This is a genomic window from Rhizobium sp. 62_C5_N11_2 (assembly GCF_051811185.1).
In the GTDB taxonomy this organism is placed as follows: Bacteria; Pseudomonadota; Alphaproteobacteria; order Rhizobiales; family Rhizobiaceae; genus Rhizobium; species Rhizobium leguminosarum.
The window spans coordinates 790,604-809,251 of the sequence record NZ_JBPWPW010000002.1 but is presented as its reverse complement, the minus strand read 5'-3'; the positions used below and the strand labels follow the sequence as shown (position 1 = coordinate 809,251).

Genomic DNA, 18,648 nt, shown 5'->3' with positions numbered 1-18,648 from the left:
GCAATGGGCTTGCTGATGAAATCCCTACGGCTCCCGCTGCTCTTTGCACTACTTTGGGCAGGCAACGGGGTTGCCTCGGCGGCGGACTATCAGATCACCATCACCGGCATGAAATTCAGCTCGCCGCCTCCCGAGCTGCATGTGGGCGATGTGATCGTCTGGAGAAACGATGATATATTCCGGCACACGGCAACCGCTCGCGACAAGAGCTTCGATATCGACCTGCCGCCGACATCGGAAGCCCGCATGACGGTCGCCCAAGCGGGAGCGATTGATTTTTATTGTCGTTTTCATCCCGCTATGACGGGCAAGCTGGACGTCCGGCCATAGGCCGGGCTCCAATCGAAAGATGCGCGAGCGGGCGGAGAATTCCCCATGATAGCCATTCCGATTCCGGCCGAGCGACACCGGCAGCAGATGTCGATACTGTCCGACGCCGATCTCGTGCCCTTGGCAAAAGCAGGCGACGAGCCCGCCATCCGCACCATAGTTCAGCGTCACAATCAGCGCCTGTTCCGGACGGCGCGCGCCGTCATCCGTAACGATGCGGAGGCGGAAGATGTCGTCCAGGCCGCTTACATCAAGGCATTCACTAATCTGGCGACGTTCCGGGGCGAGGCGCAACTTTCGACATGGCTGACCCGCATTACGCTCAACGAGGCGCTGGGTCGCGTGCGGGCCCGAAAGAACACCACCGGGCTCGAGGAAATCGATATGCAGACGATGGCGCCAGGTGGCGAAGTGTTACAGTTTCCCTCCTCCCTGTCAGCAACCAATCCGGAAACCGAGCTCGCCAGGAGCCAGGCGCGGCATCTCCTCGAGAATGCGGTCGACGAACTCCCGGATGATTTTCGCGCCGTGTTCGTGCTCCGGGATGTCGAGGGCATGAGCACAGACGAGGCCGCGTCTTACCTCGGCATAAGACCCGAAACCGCCAAGACCCGGCTGCACCGGGCGCGCAAGATGATGCGCCATTCGATCGAAAAGCAGCTCTCCGGCGCATTCTCGGCCCTGTTCCCGTTCGATGGCGCCCGTTGCGCTTTCATGGCCGACCGCGTCATCGCTGCCCTTCGTCACAAGACGTTATGATGTCTCGCAATATCAGCGGGCAGCTTGCCACGCACGCCTGCCATGGTAGTCGCGGGGCGCTAAAACATGCGGAGGTTAATCGTGGTATCGAGCGCGTAACCCGCGCCATAGACAGTGCGAATCCTCAGATTGCGGAGTCCTGCAAACGCTTTTCGCAGCCGGCCAATGTGCACGTCAACGGTCCGGCTTTCTACAGCGTGCGGAACTGGCCAAACGGCCTCGATGAGTTGCTTGCGGGTACTGATCTGCCCTTGCCTTTCGATTAGGAATTTAAGGATTCTCATTTCAATAGGCGCAAGCGCTACAATCTTGCCTGAAACCACGACTGCGTGCGGCCCGAAGACAATCTCGGCGGCGGAAGCGCAATTTGGCAGAGTCGAAACCGCCGGCCGAGGGCTTATGTCGTGCAGAAAGGCGAGAAGCTTTGCAGGCGACAGAGGACGCGTGATGCCTTCGTCGAGGCCCGCCTTGATCAATTGCAGGTGCTGCGTGCGCATATCCTCGCCGATGAGTGCACCCACGGAAAGCCCCGAGCCCTTCAAGAGCGCACACAGGGGCGCAACGTCACTCGGCCAACCTGCACAATCCAGTACGACGGCGGAAAGCTCTATTGATGTGCAGGCGTCCACCACATCGTCGTCACTTGCAGCAAGACGAGCCTCAAAGCCTTCACTACGCAGAATATGCGCGAGGAGCAGATAAAGCTCGGCGTCCTGTGAGCAGACCAGAATGACCGGGGTCATGTCTATCGCCTCTTCTGTCGGTTGACGATGCGGCAAGCCCTAACTCGTTGCGAACTCGCCGCCATTGACATCTATGATGGCTCCGTTGACGAACTGTGCATCCTCCGATGCCAGAAACGCGATCACCGCGGCGACGTCGTCCGGTGCACCGAGCCGCCCCGCCGGAATACGGGCGAGCGCGTCGATGTTGGTCTTGCTTTGCGGGGAGCCTGTGAGTGGCGTCAGGATGCGACCTGGCGCCACGACATTCGATGTTATGCCGTAGGAGCCATATTGAGAGACCAGCACGCGGGATAATCCTGAAAGTGCGGCTTTGGACGTCGCGTAGCTCGCGCCGGCGATCCGCGGTATCGTCCGGCCGGCAAGAGATCCAACGAATATGACCCGTCCAAAACCGCTTTCCTTCATGGCGGGCAGAGCGGCTCGGCAGCACAACATCGTCCCTGTCAGGTTGACGGCGAGCACGTCGTTCCACTCTTCAAGGGTAAGGTCGGCGACGTGAAGAGGGCCGTCAGGACTTTTCGGCGAAATCCCCGCGTTGCAAACGAGGATCCCAGGTGCGCCTAGGACACGGGTGACTTCGCCGAAAAAGGAATTGATCGCCGCCGGTTCGCGGAGATCGACCTTTCTCGTAAGCGAGCGCTCTGGCCCGAAAGCCTCGGCAAGCGCAGAGCCCGCGGCCATGACGCTTGCTTCACCATGGCTGAAGACCGCAACCCGATGACCGGCCCTGAGAAGTCGAAACGCAGTGGCAAGACCGATCCCAGTCGTGCCACCGCTGATGACCGCAACATGCGAACTGCCACCAGGGCTCATGCCGCTTGATCCATTCCAGTAAACAGCGAAAGGGGCGGATGGGCGGCGGCCTCTGTTATTACCTCAATCAGCAAGGGCCCGTCTCCAGAGAGACCGCGCTCAAGGTATTGAGAAAGGTTGGCGGGATCCGAGATGCGTACTGCTGGGCAGCCGCAAGCTTCCGCAATTCGCCGATGATCGACGTCCGCGAAACTGCAGGCAGTCGTGAAGCTGCCGAACTTGACAGTTTCCGCATCACGTTGGAAGCCAAGGATACCGTTGTTCAACACGATGATGAGTACCGGAAGCTTGCTCCGCACCATGGTCTCCAACTCCGCCCAGCTATGCGCGAAACCGCCGTCCCCGACGATGACAACGACCGGCTTGTCGGGCTTTGCCACTTTCGCGCCGAGCGCAAGTGGCAGGCCCCACCCAAGTCCGGCAAGGCCCCGCGGCGATAGGAAGCGCATGCCGGCCGAAAGGGCTCGGAGCTGGCCCGCGACCCACATCGAGGAATAGCTCGCATCGGCAACAACGGTCGTCTCTGCCGTCAATACTTGTTGCAGGTCGGACATGACTCGCTCGGGACGGATCGGACTGTTCTCCGAACGGGCAATAGATCGTCGCTCCATGTCAAACGCGCGCCAGAAACCCGCAATCCGAGCCGTCAACTTGTCGCGCTGCGATGCGCGGTAAGAGAGATCGCGTCGGGCAAGCGCGCGGCGAAGCGCGCTGATAGTTTCGGCCGCATCGCCTGCTAATCTGACCGCTTCGTAGGTACGTCCGATTTCGGTGGGATCGACATCGATGTGGATGACTGACGCGGACCGGGGAATTTGGCGCCAACTGTCAGTGCCATTCTGATTGGTTCGCGTCCCCACCAGAATGACGAGATCGGCTTCTTCGACGAGGGCAAGCGCGTGCTGTCCAAGCGATCTCGGCCCGACGAGAGCACCGAGAACGCCAGCTGACAGCGGGTGGTATTCGTCGACCGCGCCTTTTCCCATATTGGTCGTCAGGACGGCAAGCGAGGCTTCGTCCTGTAGCGCCGAAAGCTCGCCGGCGGCATGGCTTGCATGGACGCCTCCTCCGGCGATGACGATGGGCGCCTGGGCTGCGGCGATCATCGAGGCTGCGTGCTCGATGTCGCTATCGCGTGGACGCAACCGATCGAGTGGCCAGTGGCCAAGCACAGCCTCACGACGAAACAGCGAAGGGGAGATCTGCTCACGCAAGAGGTCGGCGGGGAGCAGGAGAGCTGCCGGTCCCGGCCGGCCCGAGGCGGCTGCCGTGAAAGCAGCATCGACATAGTCGTCGATCCGCTCAGCAACGAGCACCTTGCGCACCCACTTCGTGCATGATTGGAACAGGGTGAGATGATCGAGTTCCTGGAATGCATTGCGATCAGCCTGATCTCGTTCCACATCCTGAACGAGAGCAACGACCGGAACGCTAGCCTTCAGCGCTTCGGCCAGCGGCGGAACGAGAAGCGTTGCCGCAGGTCCGTTCTGCGCTGCTACAACGCCGACCTTGCCTGACAGCCGCGCATACCCGTCGGCCATGGTCCCGCCCATGTTTTCCTGACGGTAGGCGATTTGACGTATGCCGATTGCTTCGGCCGCAAGGATAACCGCCGAAGGCAGACTCTGAGCAAAGATATGGGTGACGTCGTGCCTCTTCAGGGAAAGAGCGATCCGCTCGGCGACGGTTAGATGATCAGTTGCCATGGTCACATGCCTGCTTCGGTTGAAGTTGCTTCGAGGATTGAAAGGAAGTCTGCGAAGGCTGAGACGACCGCATCACCGTCCGCAGTTGTCATTGCCGTCGAAAGGCACGCCGCAGCGCCATTGGGAAGCAGGATGCCGCAACTGAGGAAATGCCTGGAGAGCCGCCCCATCAACTCGGCCTCTTCCGGGGCGAGATACGCCTCGCGGAAGTCCGTTGGCTGCTTTCCTTTCGGATGGATACGAAACAAGGATGCCGCCCCCGTCACGCTGAAGGCTGCCCCGTGGCGCGCGATTTCCTTTCGAAGTCCAGCCCGGATTCTATCGCCAAGGCTCTCGAGTGCAGCGAAAGCGCCATCCGTCATCGCCTCCATGGCAACCCGGCCCGCAACCATCGATACGGGATTTGCCGAAAACGTGCCGCCTTGCGGCAGCAGCGGCTTGCCGCTGTCGCTTGCGAACACCCGCATCACGTCCTTGCGCCCGCCGATCGCCCCGACGGGAAAACCTCCGCCGATGATTTTGCCGGCGGCGACCAAATCGGGGTGGAGACCATAGCGGGCCGACGCCCCAACATATGACTGCCGCAGATTAAGGACCTCATCGGCCACGATGAGAATCCCGTATTGCTTCGCGATCGCCTCGACAGCGGCAAAAAAGCTTGGCTCAGGCGCTATCAGCCCGGCGCGGCTTGGCATCGGGTCGATCAAGATACAAGCCAGTGAAGGGGCAGCCGAAGCAATTCGGCGCTCTAGATCCGCGATGTCATTGAAGCGGATAACCGTTACCTCGTCCCTTACCGAACGGGGCATTCCGCGATAGGCCGGTACGGCCTGAGACACCGAGGGATCGTTCCATATAGCCGGCGACACCGCCTGCCCCGTTTCCGCCCAGTCGTAAGCGCCGTGATAGGCGCCTTCAATCCGTGCGATGCCGGGCCGGCAAGTGAAGGCGCGAGCGGCCTTGATCGCAAACATCACAGCCTCGGTCCCGCTGCTGACAAAGCGAATATGTTCGATAGCCGGAATGCGCTCGATCAACAGCTCGGCCAGCGTGATTTCGTGCTCGGTCGGGTTAGAGAAACATGTGCCGCGATGAAGAAGATCTGCAACCGCGTCGGCAACTGGAAGAAAACCATGGCCGTGAATCAGCGTCGTGAAATTATTGTTTAGGTCGAGTAGGCGATTGCCGTCGACGTCGATGAGATAGGCCCCCTCCCCGCGCGAAATGTAGAGCGGGCTGGGCTCATGATCGACGGTGACGCGCGTGATCCCGGTTGGAAACACGCGGCGACCCTTTTTGAAGAAATGTTCGGACCTCGACCGGGGAAATCCCCGGCCGTCGCGCAAGATATAAGGGTGAAACATTCGATCTTCTCCGGCAAATGGGTCACGGCGCGACCCTTCATAATTTTGTTATTACAAAAATCATGAACCCGAAGAAGTTGCAACAAAAAAATCCGGCCACGATGTTATTGCCGCTTGAGACGCTCCTGCGCTGCTTTCTTGAGGCGCCGATAGCCGTCTCGAATGTCGTTTTCCATTGCCGCTCGGACGGCGGAGGGATCTTTATCCACCAGAGCCTCAATCGCGGCCAGGTGGTTGTGGACACCGTATTTCGCTTCCGCAAACTCAGGATAGAGGTCGTGGAACGAGGCGCCGATCCTTAACCATAGGGCCTCGATGGTCGAAAGAAGGTGCGGCATCTCGCACAGTCGATAGATGGTAAAGTGGAATTCTTTATTGTCGTGAAGAGCATCGCCGTAGCGCTTTTCCTCGAGCGAAAGTGTGATTTTTTCCTGTATTACCAATAGCTTGTCAAGCACATCATTGGTCGCACGAAGTGCGCCTTTTTCGGTCGCTAATCCTTCGAGGGCAAGCCGCATCTGCGTGACTTCGTAAAGCGCCGAAAGATCGAGATGCGGGACGATGACGGTTTTAGGACCCACCATGACGAGCGCACCCTCAAAGACCAGGCGGTTAATCGCCTCGCGCGCCGGCGTCGCACCAACCTTCAGCATTTCGGCAACCGAACGGATCGGCAACTTGTGACCGGGCTTGTATACGCCCCGCGTAAGTTGCTCCTTGATGGATGAATAGGCGAAGTCGCTGAGACGCCCGGAGTGCAATTCCGACGCCGGCGATTCCTCTTCAGTTGTATTCTCGTTCAAAATTAACTCCCCACGAGTTGACTTCTTCACATTTTTGTTGCAACAAAAATGCATTGTGTAAAAATTGATCACGCAATGTGACAGCATAACGGGATCGTGAATATTAGCAACGCCTTGGCCCCGTGCGGCCATGCCTGAACAGATGCCGGCCTTGTCGGCACGACACTCACACCACCTGGCGCCGCGCGGGCGGAGTCGGGAGGGATCAATGCATCTTAAAGCAAAGGAGATATCAGTTTGATTGGTGCGCCTGTTTTTATCGATCGCATAGGAAAGGCCTACGGCAGCCAGACTGCCGTAGGCGCAGTGACCTTGGACATTTCAGCAGGCGAATTCCTGTCGATCCTCGGTCCATCCGGATCGGGCAAGACGACGCTTCTGACAATGATCGCCGGTTTCGAAAGTCCGTCTGCCGGACGCATTATCATTGGTGGGCGCGATGTCACCGCCGTATCGCCCGATCGCCGCAATATCGGGATGGTCTTCCAGCGTTATGCTTTATTCCCGCATCTGACCGTCGCCGAAAACATCGGCTTTCCCCTGAGGATGCGCGGCATCCGCAAGGACCTCAGGGCAGAACGCGTTAGCCGGGCGCTCGACCTCGTCCAACTCCCGGACTATGCCAAGCGCTATCCCCACGAACTTTCCGGCGGCCAGCAGCAGCGGGTTGCAGTCGCGCGAGCAATGGTGTTCGAACCGCCTGTTCTCTTGATGGACGAGCCACTCGGGGCACTGGACAAGAAGCTGCGCGAATCCATGCAGATCGAGATCAAGCAGCTTCAGCGGCGCCTCGGTGCAACGGTCATCTACGTGACGCACGATCAGGAGGAGGCGTTGACGATGTCCGACCGGATCGCTGTCATGGCAAAGGGGCAACTCGTGCAGCTTGGAAGCCCGGCGGATCTTTACTGTAATCCGGAGAGTGCCTTTGTCGCCGACTTCATCGGCAAGATGAATTTCCTAACGGGAGAATTCCTGGGCAAGACCGCTGGTCGTCACACCATCAGACTGGGTGACGACGTGGTTATTGATACGCCCGGTGCCGCCCATAATTTCGAGGGTTCGGCAAAGATAGGTGATCGCGTTCGGCTCGCGCTGCGCCCTGAGCGCCTCGGCCTTGCAGCGCGGGGCGCAGGAGGACAGAACGCCCTCCCCGGTCGGATCGAAACGTCGGTCTTTGCCGGCTCCTTCGACCTTCATCTCGTTCGCACTGATTTCGGAAGCGGCGAGATCATTCAGGTGCAGATCCCTGCTGATGGAAAGAGGGAGCCCTTCGCAATGGGGGCACTCGTGGACGTCGTCGCCGAACGCGACGGCCTCCGGCTCTTTACGGTTGAGGAGGGATGAAATGACCACGACCGTCGATAATCCACGCGTTGTACCAACCCGTCCAGCGAGCTGGTTTTTCTCACGCTCGGCGCGCCAGTATTCGCATGCGCTGACGTTCCTGCTTATTGCGCCGTTGATGCTGTTACTGGCCGGAGGCTTCATCTATCCGATTGGACGGCTCGTCTCTTTGAGCTTAATGGCGCCGGGATTCACGCTGGAGCATTACGAGCGGATCGTCACCGAGCCACTCTACATGGAAGTCCTGCTTCGGACGTTGCAGACGGGCGCCATCGTAACAGTGACGAGCTTGCTGCTTGGATTTCCGGTTAGCTTTCTCATGGCGCATGCCAAAGGCAGGATGGCGATGCTCGTATCGGCCGCGGTGTTGGTCCCACTATGGACCTCAGTGCTGGTGCGATCCTATGCCTGGATCGTGCTGCTGCAGCGAAACGGCATCGTTAACGGTCTGCTGATCGAGAGCGGCCTCATTGGCAGTCCGTTGAAGCTAATCTACACCGAAGGCGCGGTGATCCTTGCGATGACGCATGTTCTCATGCCCTTCATGATCCTGCCGGTCTACAACGTTCTTCGCACTATTCCTGCAGAGTACACTCAAGCCGCCCGCAATCTCGGCGCCGGCCCGATTAGCGCGTTCTGGCGCGTGACCTTGCCGCTCAGCTTGCCTGGAATCTTTGCCGGATGCGTCATGTGCTTCATCCTGGCGATCGGTTTTTATATCACGCCGGCACTCGTCGGCGGGCCTGGAGCATTGATGATGGCAACGCTGATCGGCCAGCAAACCACCGTTCTGCTTGACTGGCCATTTGCCGCAGCGCTCGCGACCGTCCTTCTGACCACGACGCTGATCTTTGTCCTTGTGTTCCGCAAGGCGCTTTCCGTCAGCAAAGGAATGAACAGTGTCAATTGAGCCCGCAGTCACCGCCTCATTCGCCCCCTCTCCCGTCAACAGCACCCATCGGCCTTACGGCAAAGCGGCATTGCGGCTCCTTGGGGGCTTCCTGATCGGGGAAATCCTGTTCTTCCTGGTTCTGCCGACGTTGCTCGTCATCCCGATTTCGCTGAACGACAGCAGCTATATCGAGTTCCCGCCGAGGGGCCTGACGCTTCGCTGGTATATCGACTTTCTATCCGATCCGGACTGGCGCGCAGCAACGATCTTCAGTCTGCAGATTGCGCTGGCGACGACGGTCGCTTCGACGGTTATCGGTACATTGGCCGCCATCGGGCTCGTTCGCGGTAATCTGCCGGGAAAGACGCTTCTGCGGGCATTGTCGTTGGGGCCAATGATCGTTCCCCATGTTGTCTTTGGCGTTGCCCTTTATCTGGTTTTTTCCCCGCTCAGTCTGACCGGCAATTTCGCTGGTTTCCTGATCGCGCACACCGTACTTGCTGTTCCCTACGTGATCATCACCGTGTCGGCAGCACTCGAGCGCTTCGACACGTCACTCGAGCTTGCCGCACTGAATTGCGGGGCAAGCCGGAGCCGCGCCTTTATCAGCGTTGTGCTTCCTAACATCGCCCCGGCGGTGGCTGCGGCTTCGGTCTTTGCGTTTCTGGCGTCGTTCGATGAGGCAACAGTCGCCTTCTTCATTTCCGATACGGGCGGAAAAACGATCAGCCGCAAGATGTTCGAGGACATCGATTTCAATCTCACCCCGGTCATAGCGGCGGTTTCGACGCTGCTCGTCGCGGTATCGCTGCTGCTCATGGGGACCATTCATCTCCTTACCGGCCGCGGGGAGGATTAACATGATCACATCAATCGGAGAGAGGAAGAACCGATGAAAAAGCGAACGAAGATCAAGCCACTGCTTGCGGCTTGCCTCATGCTTGCCGGTGCGGGGGCGGCGCAAGCCGAGGAGCAGGTCATCATTGCGACCACAGGCGGCGCCTACGATGCCGCGCTTCGAAAATTCTGGTTCGAGCCGTTTACCGAAAAGACCGGCATCAAAGTTGTTTCCGTCGCGGCAACGAATGCCGAGATGCGGGCGAAAGCGGCGGCCATGGTCAAGACCGGCAACGTGACCTGGGACCTTTATCCGGACGGCGAGATCCAGGCGAGCGCTGAAGCGCATCGGCTTACATCTGAAGACCTGACCGACTTTTGCAAGTCTTTCCAGAGCCGGCCAGATCTGGTCGAGGATGCCTGCGTCAGCGCTGGGGCCAGGCTTTTTTCAACCGCAACGCTGATGGCCTACGACCCGACTGCCTTCAAGGATGGGAATCCGTTGAGCTGGGCCGATATGTGGAACCAGACAAAATTTCCTGGGGGTCGCTCGTTTCCAAATTTCGACGATCCGTGGAGGGTAATGGCTGCCGCGCTCCTCGCCGATGGTGTTCCGCGCGACAAACTCTTTCCGCTCGACGTTGATCGCGCCCTTAACAAGCTCGACGAGATCCGCCCGGCGATATCGCTCTGGTGGAAGACCGGTGACCAGAGCGTTCAGGGCTTTCGCAACGGCGACTACAGAATCGGGCAGATCTGGCTGACGCGCGCAAATACACTGAAGGCGGAAGGACGCCAGATCGCCTGGTCCAAACAGGCCTCGTTCCTCGTCGGCGATCGCTTGACGATTATCAAGGATGCGCCGAACCGCGCAAACGCGTTGAAGTTGATCGGCTACTGGCTTGATCATCCGGAGGCGCAGGCCGGGGTGTGCAACGAACTCCTTTGCACGCCGCCGAGCCGCAAGGCGATCGATTTGATGTCGCCGGCTGCACGCGCGGCACTGCCGAGCGACGAGGACATCCGGGATTACATCGTCATCCCGGACGCCAAATGGATCAACGACAATGCTGCGATGATGCTCGAGCGTTGGAATGCCTGGATCCGATAACGATCCCCCTTTGGCGGTGGTTCCGCCCGAAGGGGCGGAGACAGATCTTTATCCCTTGAGAGCACGATTGACGGCAGCTGCGACGTCGCGCAATTCGGATGCCGTGTGGCCGGCAGTCGGACATATTCGCAGCCCCGCCCTTCCCTTGGCCACAGTCGGGAAGAAAATGGCCGACGTGTAGTAACCAGAATCAAGTACAAGTCTGGCAGCGCCGATTGCCGCAAGCTCGTCACCGACGACGACGGTCCTGATCGGGAGTCGGGACCCTGCCTGTGCGGTCGGCACCAGCTCGTCGAAAAGAGAGATGTGTTCTGCGAGCGTCCTTTGCCGCACACCAAGTTCCGGTGTGCGGTGAATCGACTGAGAGGCCAGAGCTGCACCGATCGCCGCAACATTGATGGAGGCCGAGAAGGCATGCGCGAGAGCAAAGCGCCGGAAGATCTCTTCCTGGAACGCCGTTGCGAGCATCAGCATGCCGCCCGACGCTCCGAAGCCCTTCCCGAGCGAGGCGGCGATGATCGTCCGTTCACCGAGACCTTCTGGCATCTGTGAACGGGCAAACCCCTCGCCTCTTTCCCCGAAAATCGATATACCGTGAGCATCATCGATGTAAAGGAAGAGGCCGTATCGCTCCTGAAGCTCCCGCAACTCCTTGATCGGGGCACAGCCACCCATGGAATAGACACCGTCGCAAACATAGGCGACCGCCTCGTTCTGGCGGCAAATTTCTTCGAGCGCCTGAAGATCGTTGTGGCCTATAGTGCGCACCTCGCATTCTTCAGCAACGACGGGCTTGTTGAAGGCGAGCGTTGCATGCGCGAGACGGTCGAATACCATGACTGGTTTTTTGCCGCCCGTCAGAACGCCGGACGCAATCAGCGGAAGCGCGCTTAAGTTGGCGGCAAGCACTGTTGTGTAGGTGATAGCCCTCGCGCCGAAGAGATCAGAAAGAGCATCCTCGAGGTCTCCGAGGACTGCAAAATTGAGCCGCGTCCGGGCGCAGGACCAGTGTAGTGTTCCGTAGCGCCGAACTGTCTCTATTGCGCCTTCGATGATTGAGGGGTGATTGTCGAGCCCGAGATACGAGCAGCGGACGAAGTCGACGACGCGCTTCAATCGGCGATCCGAAACCGGCAGCTCCACCGCTCGACCGTCAGACGGATGGACATAGAGGGCCATCAAGCCGTTGAGCTGGGCGGCGGCAAAGTGGGGACTCGCGTGGCTGATCAGGCCCGCGGTGTTTCTGTGGGATGTTTTCGCCGATCCGGCGCCCGAAGCTGCCTCTTGCATGTTGTGCTCCCAAATGTTCAACGGACTTCAAGCTATGCGCGTGATCGTCGTTTATGCAACGAAGGCGACAGCAAGTTTTCGGGAAGTTTCGATGAACATGTGAACGTGGGGAAGTCACATACTTTACGCAACGTCGATTGCATATCCTTCCTTTGGCACGGTGCGGATCAAATCGCGGCCAAGCGCCCGCCTCAATGCACGCCGGAGCCGGCCGATATGAACATCGACTGTCCGAGGCTCGACGAAAGCTGATTTCGGCCAAGCGACCGCGATCAGTTCCGCGCGGCTTAGAACACGCCCCGCGTCACCCATAAGAGCGCTCAGCAGACGAAACTCGATCGGGCTGAGATTAACCGGCATACCCCTTACCAAGACACGCCGGCCGCTGACGTCCAGCTTCAGATCGTCATATATTGGAACGAAGCGGCCAGACGCTTCGTCGGAGGAATTGCCTATTTCACCGTGGAGATAAGACAGCAGCCGTTCCGGAGGCATCGGCCTTGTGAAGCTCTCATCGACGTCGGCTTTCAGGATGTCGAGATAAGCGGCCTTTTCGGCGACGAGTGCGATGAGTGTCAGTTCGTCGGCAAGCCCCTTTTCTCCCAGGCTCGACGCGATATCAGCCAGAATTTGTGAACCCGGCTGGCAGTCGACGATGATAGCTGCAGCGCCGCGCTCCTCGGCGATCGCCACGGCCTCGTTTGGAATATCGACCAGCACCGTCCTGTATCCGGCCCCCCTCAAGATGTATGACAGCATCAAATAATAGTCGGCATCCCGGGATACGATCGCCAGAAGTGCGCTCATCGGCTCGCACCGCCAGCTGTTGACCCCACCATTTCTACGTTTGCTACGACAAAACTCTCACCGGATTGCCTCATTCTAAGTGACACCTCAAGCCTGATTCGTAAAATATCGCGAAAATCGCTCTCATTGCGGGTGTTTTTATAGCTTGCCTTTCGGTTTTGTTACAACATAATGTTGAGCATGAGAAGCACTTCGCACTGAAGCGCGTATTTGCCAGGGACGGCACGTGATCGTGGCCCACTCGGTGGGATCGACGTCCGGCATAATTTGATGGCCTGTTTCCGGACGGTAACGGGGCTTTTTAATGCGCGAAATGTTCGAAAGGTTCTCAGCCGGCTGCGCCGCAACCGCACCGGATTTTTGGAGTGATGCAGATGTTGGGGACATAAGTACTGCTGTCCGTTCGCTTTACGGACAACATGCGAAAACCGCGGCAGCCTGGTGTGCCATAAGCGCTCGCTCCGACGGTCGCTCAGGCGATTTCAAGTTTTGGGTCCGAGTTTTCCAGCAGTTGGGGAAATTCGAAAACAAATGCGAGGGCCATCGGCTTTGATGTCGCACGCATGTTTACTCCGACAGCATTCCGACACTACGAATCTGTCCGGCCTTATAGGTCGGACAGATTCGCGGTGATCATGCCAGCCGCTCGGTTGAACGCAGATTTCGGGAGCGGGACGTGTAGGGGCAGCAGGGTGTCCCCACAGCGAAGGGTTCATGATCAACACGCAGAGCAGGGGGACTAGTTTTATCTGAATACGATGGCTACAAAAGTCCTGTCATGAAAGACGCCTGCCGCATCCTGCACCAGGAGTTTCAGACGCGTTGAAGGGCAGCTCGGCTGAGTTCGAGGAAATGGGGCGCATCCTCAAAGTCAGCTTATTTGAGTCATGCACCCGCGATCGACACGCTGCTTGAAGCCGTTCGCTGCCTCCGCCAAGTAATTGGGTTGACAGAATACTCCATGAGCCGAGGGATGGCCCACAGCTGACGGGCGAGCGAGCGACCGCGCGCCTGGTTCTTGATCTCGATCGCGATATAGGCGCGGGCGATCGCATTGCAGCGATTTCCTGCCGTCCATAAGCTCTCCCGCAGCTCATTCATTGGTCTCAGAGACTAATGCCACGACTGACAGCCCGCTGGTGCCGTTCCGAGATGATCTGTTCGCTGCTTTCCATGCGCACCGTCCGCTGCAGGACCTTCAACCTGTCCTGCATCGCCTCGAAAGCATTGCGCTGCGCTGGTGGCACACGATTGATGAGATCCTTTTCGCCGCGAATGATGGCATTGCGACCAAAGCGCTCGTCGAGTGCCCGGCTGACGGCGGCGAACTCCCGGCGAATGCTGGGATCGAGAGGGGCAGCGGAAGCCGTCAGCTTGCGGTCGTTGTTCTTCGCCTCGGCAGTCAGTCGCATCAGCACGTCTTCCGCCGCCGTCGACAGAGCAGGAATGGCAACCGCCATGCGCCGTCGCTCTTCGGCGATAGCCTGGCGTTCGGCATCGAGCACATTGACGTAGGCCGGACCGAGCGATCGCAAACGGGCGGCGGCTTCAGGCACGGCCTGCACCGCCTCTTTCCGCTCCCGGCCGGCGGCCAGCATCCGGTCCATCAGGCGATCGGAACCGCGCAATGCGCCATAGGCGGCCGGATCGTTGGTCACCGCGGCCGCGATGCGCTCGCCAGCAAAGCCTTTCTGAAGCAGCTCTTCGATCTTGCCGACGGCGCCGACCGGATCGCGCCAGATCGCGCTTGCCACCGCCGCCAGCGCTGCTCGCTGCTGGCGATAGAGAGGATCTGAGAGCACACGCGAGCGCGCCTCCTCGTCGATCCCGGTCCTGAACTCGGTGACGGCGGCAAGCATGGGGACATTCTCCATCCCTTGATCGGCACTGGCGCCGGCAACAATCTTCGAACGATCCCGGCGCTCGGCGAGATGCTGCTCGTCGGCAAAGCGCTTCACGGCCTCGAACAGCCGGGTCAGCTTCTCGCCTCTGCTACTGGCGAGGTCCTCTGGCATACGCTCGACCATGTTGCGTTCGCCAACCGCGTCGGCCTTCGAGGTAAACGCGCTCCAGCCGAAGCGGGCGGTCAGCGCCTCGCTGACCGCCTTGACCTCCTGGACGATCGAGCGATCTTCGGCGGCAAGCGCAAAGGCGGCCTTGTAGGCGTCGTCACCACCTTGCCTGCGCACCGCCTCGATCTCGGTAAGACGTGCCATCGCCTTTTCGGAGAGCGCCGGGATCGGCAATGCCATATGGGCGCGGCGTTGCTGCTCGTGGCTTTCGAAGCGTTCGGCATTCCGGCGGAACTGGGTGGCATGGGCGCGGACGAGCGGCAGCAAGTCCGTCAAGGCAGTGATCGCGGCATTTCGTTCGTCGCGTGCCGCACGACCGTCGACGATCAGCTCGGAACCCCGCAGGCGGCCGAGCCGCTCGGGTGCTTTGGCAAGATCATCGGCAAGCCTGCGCGGATCGACGCTTGTATCCGATGAAAGCGCGTTCAAGGCGACAAGGGCTGCATCCGGGTCACGATAGATCTTCTCCAACAGCGGCCGGAGGATGGCTTCCCGTTCCTTCCAGGCAGGAGACGAAAGCTGTGCCAGCTGCGCATCTTCCTCGGCACTCCTGGCAAAGCCCGTGGTGGGCGGGATCAGATATCGGCCGCGAGCAACATCCGCCTCCAAGACGGTTTGGGGTTCAGCCCGTTCCTCGTTGTAGGCGATGCGCCGTTCCCGCTCGATCGTGAAGCCGAGCGCAACGCTTGCCCGCTCCCACAGCTTCGCCAGCTGCTCGCGCCTCTCGGCAATCCCGGCCCACCGCCGGGAAAGGCTTTCTTCCGCCCCGGCTGCGGCAAGCGAAAGGTGATCGAGACCACGGCGGCGCGCGAAGTCGTCGGCATGGGCGCGATAACCGGCCTCGCTTTCAAAATCGAGCGTCGTCGTCTTGGCGCCGGAACGCGACAGGCGCTCTACCAGCTGCTTGAACACATCCGGTCGATGGCTTTCCCGCTCGATCCGTTGCTGACGCGCTTCGGCGGTTTCGATCCGCTTGGCTGTCCAGACGTTGCGGTCGACCTCTCTTTCCTCGAACCGCTTCTGGCCGGTTTGTTCGTCGACGATCGCAACCTTGATCGTCACCCGCTCGACGCCGTCCTTGCGCAGCGTGACGGTATCGCCTTCTGAGACGCCACCTTCCTCGAGCGCCTTCGGTAGGCTGACGCCCCATAGACGATGGAGGGTGCCGTCATCCGTTCTGACATCGGCATAGGGGCTATCGTCGGCATCCTCGTCATTCGGCCGGAACTTGGCTTGTCCTGTTTCCACGAGCGCGCCGGTGACGCCGGCGGCATGATCGACATGCGGCTTTCGTCCCCATTCCGGCTTTGCTTCAAAATCGTCCTTCGCCGCATAGAGATCGACGCGGTCTCTGTGTCTCGTCATCGACACATAGGTCAGGTGCTGGTCCATCATGCCGGTGGCGAGCACGAAGCTTCGCTCGACCGTGGCGCCTTGAGACTTGTGAATGGTCGCGGCGTAGCCATGATCGACATTGCGATAGCTGCTCTCGCTGATGACGACATCACGGCCACTGTCGAGACGGACCGAAAGCACTGCGTCGCCACGTTTGTCGCCGGTGGAAACGACCGTGCCGAGCATGCCGTTCTTCACATGTTGCGGGCCGAGACGCATTGCGCGCGCTTCAACGAAGCGGGCATTCTCCAGGAAGATGATGCGGTCGCCGGCAGCAAATTCCCGCGCGCCGCGCTCGGTCCGGAAAGCGCGGTCCTCACCAAGCGCGCCCTCTCCCACCATCACCGATCGCAGCGCCTCGTTCAGACGCTTGACGTCCTCGTTGGTGTGGGCGAGCACCAGCAGTTCGTCACCACGAAGACGACCGTCATTGCCTGCCGTGGTTGAGTTCTGGATTGCCTGTTTGCGCGCTTGGCTCCAATCGGCGACGATCCGATCGATCGTTTCCGCCCGTGTCCCTGCCTCGATCAGATGCCCCTGCTGGGCATAGGCATCGAGGCCCTTCCCGGTCTCGCCGCGCGCAAAAAGCCGCGACGCCTCGCGCGCCCATGGCTGGCGCTGGCGGCGCACGCCAGCAAGTTCGGCAAAACCGATCCGCTCAGTGATCGCCCGGAATGCCGCGCCCGCCTGGATCGGCTGCAGCTGCATCGCGTCACCAACCAGCACGACCTTCACCTCGGCTTGCTCGGCGATGTCAAGCAGGCGGGCCATCTGCTGCGACGACACCATGCCGGCCTCGTCGATGACAAGCACATTGCCACGTTCGAGCAATTCGCGTCCGCTGGCCCAGGCGAGTTCCCAGGCGGCGAGTGTCCGCGACCTGATGCCGGAACTGTCTTCCAGCCCTTCGGCGGCTTTGCCCGCAAGGGCAGCACCGATCACCCGGCGACCATCGCTCTCCCAGGCAACGCGGGCGGCGGCAAGCAAGGTCGACTTGCCGGCGCCGGCAAGACCGACCACGGCGGCGATACCTTTGTCCCGGGTGATATGGTGGATGGCATCCGCCTGTTCCGGATCGAGCCGGAAGGAGTTTTCCGGATCCTGCGTTTCGACCTGCCTGATCGCGGCTGCAACCACCCGATCGGAAACGGCAAAACCACGGCGCTCCGCCAAAACCCGCGCCGACCGCCCCATGTCATATTCGATGCGCAGCATCTCCCGCGTGGTGAAGACGGCAGGTTCGCTCGCCTTTCCCGTTTCGGCATCGATCTGCTGCGGCTTCAGCATGATGAGATCGTCCGATGCCATCAGTCGCGCGCGGATATTGGCGAAGTCCGCGGGATCGTCGACAGTGCGATGCAGCGCCTTGGCGATATCGCGCTCATCGAAGGTGGAGCGTTCATTGCTCAACTGCTTCAGCAGGAGCGCAGGATCGGCAAGCAGCCGGTCGGCCATCTCCTGGCGACGGGCAAGGTCGGCCGGAGCAAAATACATCTCCGCGTCCCTGCGGGAGAGGGCTGCCTTCTCCGGTCCGAGGTGCTTCTGCGCGATGCCATCAAGGCCCTGTTCGGCATAGGAGCGGCCATCGAGCCGGATCTCGTGACCGGCAAGCGCCAGGTGCCGGCTGGCCGTCTCCGCCCAGGCGATCTTCCACGCCTGCAAGGTTTCCTTGTCGCCAGCCCAGAGTTTGTAGACGACCTTGCCATTCGGGCGATCCGGCGTGACGACCCGCAGCGGCTTTCCGTCCTCGCCACAGACAGGAACCTTCTTTGGCCCGAACCCCTCCTCCGCCAGCGGCCTGAGCGTCGTCATCAGATGGATATGCGGGTTGCCGTCCTTGTCGTGATAGACCCAATCGGCGACCATCCCTTTCGCAGTCAGATTGTCGCGCACGAACTCCCGCACCAGCGCGATGTTCTCAGCCCGCGTCAGCTCTTCCGGCAACGCGATGATCAACTCGCGCGCCAGCTGCGCGTCGGCGCGTTTCTCGAAAGCATCGACGGCATTCCACAGCGCTTCGCTCGCCTTGGCGACGGATTGACCAGAAATCGCCGACCGCAGCCAGGCCGGTATTTGGTCCGGAAGAGCCAGCTCCTCATGCACCAGTTCGGAAGCCCCGCCGCGATAGCTGAACGACGTACCGGCCTGTTCGTCCATCATCCGGGCGCGATGGCGATAGGCGGCGGCCGAGACGACGCTGCGTCCCGCGCCCCTGCCGATCACCTGTGCTCTGACGAACATGATCGCCACTGTCGTCTCCACCTCACCCGAGCACGTCGCGACAGCGACGTATATTGCGCCCTCAAACCAATCGGAACGCAGGGCCGATGCCGCTTTTCCGGAAGACGGCCATCGGCCGAAATTCCGGCTGCGACG

At 60.2% G+C, this 18,648-nt stretch carries 14 protein-coding genes; 6 read left to right on the top strand and 8 right to left on the bottom strand.

What is annotated here, in order from left to right:
- The first annotated feature begins 3 nt into the window (after positions 1-3).
- Positions 4-330: a cupredoxin domain-containing protein gene (locus tag AB8B31_RS27525; protein WP_018246068.1), complete on the top strand. Its 327-nt coding sequence runs from the start codon at positions 4-6 to the stop codon at positions 328-330.
- A 45-nt stretch (positions 331-375) separates the two neighbouring features.
- Entirely contained in the window at positions 376-1,089 is a 714-nt protein-coding gene (locus AB8B31_RS27520; RefSeq protein ID WP_018246069.1) for an RNA polymerase sigma factor, read from the top strand.
- Between the two features lie 59 nt (positions 1,090-1,148).
- On the opposite strand, the gene AB8B31_RS27515 is transcribed toward AB8B31_RS27520, so the two are convergent.
- From AB8B31_RS27515 to AB8B31_RS27495, 5 genes are all read right to left on the bottom strand, one after another.
- Positions 1,149-1,832, bottom strand: a complete 684-nt coding sequence (locus AB8B31_RS27515) for a response regulator transcription factor (RefSeq protein ID WP_018246070.1) — start codon at positions 1,830-1,832, stop codon at positions 1,149-1,151.
- A gap of 39 nt (positions 1,833-1,871) precedes the next feature.
- Positions 1,872-2,648 carry a 3-oxoacyl-ACP reductase FabG gene (fabG, locus tag AB8B31_RS27510; protein ID WP_018246071.1) on the bottom strand — a complete coding sequence of 259 codons (777 nt, stop codon included), beginning with the start codon at positions 2,646-2,648 and terminating at the stop codon, positions 1,872-1,874.
- Positions 2,645-4,354: an acetolactate synthase catalytic subunit gene (locus AB8B31_RS27505; RefSeq protein ID WP_018246072.1), complete on the bottom strand. Its 1,710-nt coding sequence runs from the start codon at positions 4,352-4,354 to the stop codon at positions 2,645-2,647. Before AB8B31_RS27505 ends, fabG begins: the two co-directional genes overlap by 4 nt.
- A 2-nt stretch (positions 4,355-4,356) precedes the next feature.
- Positions 4,357-5,718, bottom strand: coding sequence for an aspartate aminotransferase family protein (locus AB8B31_RS27500; protein WP_018246073.1), 1,362 nt, complete (start codon positions 5,716-5,718; stop codon positions 4,357-4,359).
- A gap of 104 nt (positions 5,719-5,822) precedes the next feature.
- Positions 5,823-6,521 carry a GntR family transcriptional regulator gene (locus tag AB8B31_RS27495; protein ID WP_018246074.1) on the bottom strand — a complete coding sequence of 233 codons (699 nt, stop codon included), beginning with the start codon at positions 6,519-6,521 and terminating at the stop codon, positions 5,823-5,825.
- 237 nt (positions 6,522-6,758) lie between these two features.
- Between AB8B31_RS27495 and AB8B31_RS27490 the strand changes: the two genes are divergently transcribed.
- The 4 genes from AB8B31_RS27490 (at position 6,759) to AB8B31_RS27475 (ending at position 10,708) form a co-directional block, all read left to right on the top strand.
- Entirely contained in the window at positions 6,759-7,868 is a 1,110-nt protein-coding gene (locus AB8B31_RS27490; RefSeq protein ID WP_018246075.1) for an ABC transporter ATP-binding protein, read from the top strand.
- Position 7,869: 1 nt separating this feature from the next.
- Positions 7,870-8,778, top strand: coding sequence for an ABC transporter permease (locus AB8B31_RS27485; protein ID WP_018246076.1), 909 nt, complete (start codon positions 7,870-7,872; stop codon positions 8,776-8,778).
- 70 nt (positions 8,779-8,848) lie between these two features.
- A complete protein-coding gene (locus AB8B31_RS27480; RefSeq protein WP_018246077.1) occupies positions 8,849-9,619 on the top strand; it encodes an ABC transporter permease in 771 nt (256 codons plus the stop codon).
- A 33-nt stretch (positions 9,620-9,652) separates the two neighbouring features.
- Positions 9,653-10,708 (top strand): extracellular solute-binding protein, encoded by a 1,056-nt coding sequence (locus AB8B31_RS27475; protein WP_018246078.1) that lies wholly within the window; start codon positions 9,653-9,655, stop codon positions 10,706-10,708.
- A gap of 48 nt (positions 10,709-10,756) precedes the next feature.
- Here the strand turns inward: AB8B31_RS27475 and AB8B31_RS27470 are convergent, their stop codons facing one another.
- The 3 genes from AB8B31_RS27470 to traA all read right to left on the bottom strand — a co-directional run bounded on the left by AB8B31_RS27470 (position 10,757) and on the right by traA (position 18,522).
- Positions 10,757-11,998, bottom strand: a complete 1,242-nt coding sequence (locus AB8B31_RS27470; RefSeq protein WP_018246079.1) for an 8-amino-7-oxononanoate synthase family protein — start codon at positions 11,996-11,998, stop codon at positions 10,757-10,759.
- 123 nt (positions 11,999-12,121) lie between these two features.
- On the bottom strand, positions 12,122-12,805 hold the full coding sequence (locus AB8B31_RS27465) for a winged helix-turn-helix transcriptional regulator (protein WP_018246080.1): 684 nt from the start codon (positions 12,803-12,805) through the stop codon (positions 12,122-12,124).
- Positions 12,806-13,911: 1,106 nt separating this feature from the next.
- The gene (gene traA / locus AB8B31_RS27460; protein WP_166481216.1) at positions 13,912-18,522 is read right to left on the bottom strand and encodes a Ti-type conjugative transfer relaxase TraA; all 4,611 of its coding nucleotides are present in this window, start codon (positions 18,520-18,522) and stop codon (positions 13,912-13,914) included.
- Positions 18,523-18,648 lie beyond the last annotated feature (126 nt).

Bases quoted from the DNA above. Each gene is read 5' to 3' on its own strand.
- AB8B31_RS27505 (WP_018246072.1), bottom strand. From the start codon at position 4,354: ATGGCAACTGATCATCTAACCGTCGCCGAGCGGATCGCTCTTTCCCTG.
- AB8B31_RS27525 (WP_018246068.1), top strand. From the start codon at position 4: ATGGGCTTGCTGATGAAATCCCTACGGCTCCCGCTGCTCTTTGCACTA.
- AB8B31_RS27500 (WP_018246073.1), bottom strand. From the start codon at position 5,718: ATGTTTCACCCTTATATCTTGCGCGACGGCCGGGGATTTCCCCGGTCG.
- AB8B31_RS27515 (WP_018246070.1), bottom strand. From the start codon at position 1,832: ATGACCCCGGTCATTCTGGTCTGCTCACAGGACGCCGAGCTTTATCTG.
- AB8B31_RS27465 (WP_018246080.1), bottom strand. From the start codon at position 12,805: ATGAGCGCACTTCTGGCGATCGTATCCCGGGATGCCGACTATTATTTG.
- AB8B31_RS27485 (WP_018246076.1), top strand. From the start codon at position 7,870: ATGACCACGACCGTCGATAATCCACGCGTTGTACCAACCCGTCCAGCG.
- fabG (WP_018246071.1), bottom strand. From the start codon at position 2,648: ATGAGCCCTGGTGGCAGTTCGCATGTTGCGGTCATCAGCGGTGGCACG.
- AB8B31_RS27475 (WP_018246078.1), top strand. From the start codon at position 9,653: ATGAAAAAGCGAACGAAGATCAAGCCACTGCTTGCGGCTTGCCTCATG.
- AB8B31_RS27470 (WP_018246079.1), bottom strand. From the start codon at position 11,998: ATGCAAGAGGCAGCTTCGGGCGCCGGATCGGCGAAAACATCCCACAGA.
- AB8B31_RS27520 (WP_018246069.1), top strand. From the start codon at position 376: ATGATAGCCATTCCGATTCCGGCCGAGCGACACCGGCAGCAGATGTCG.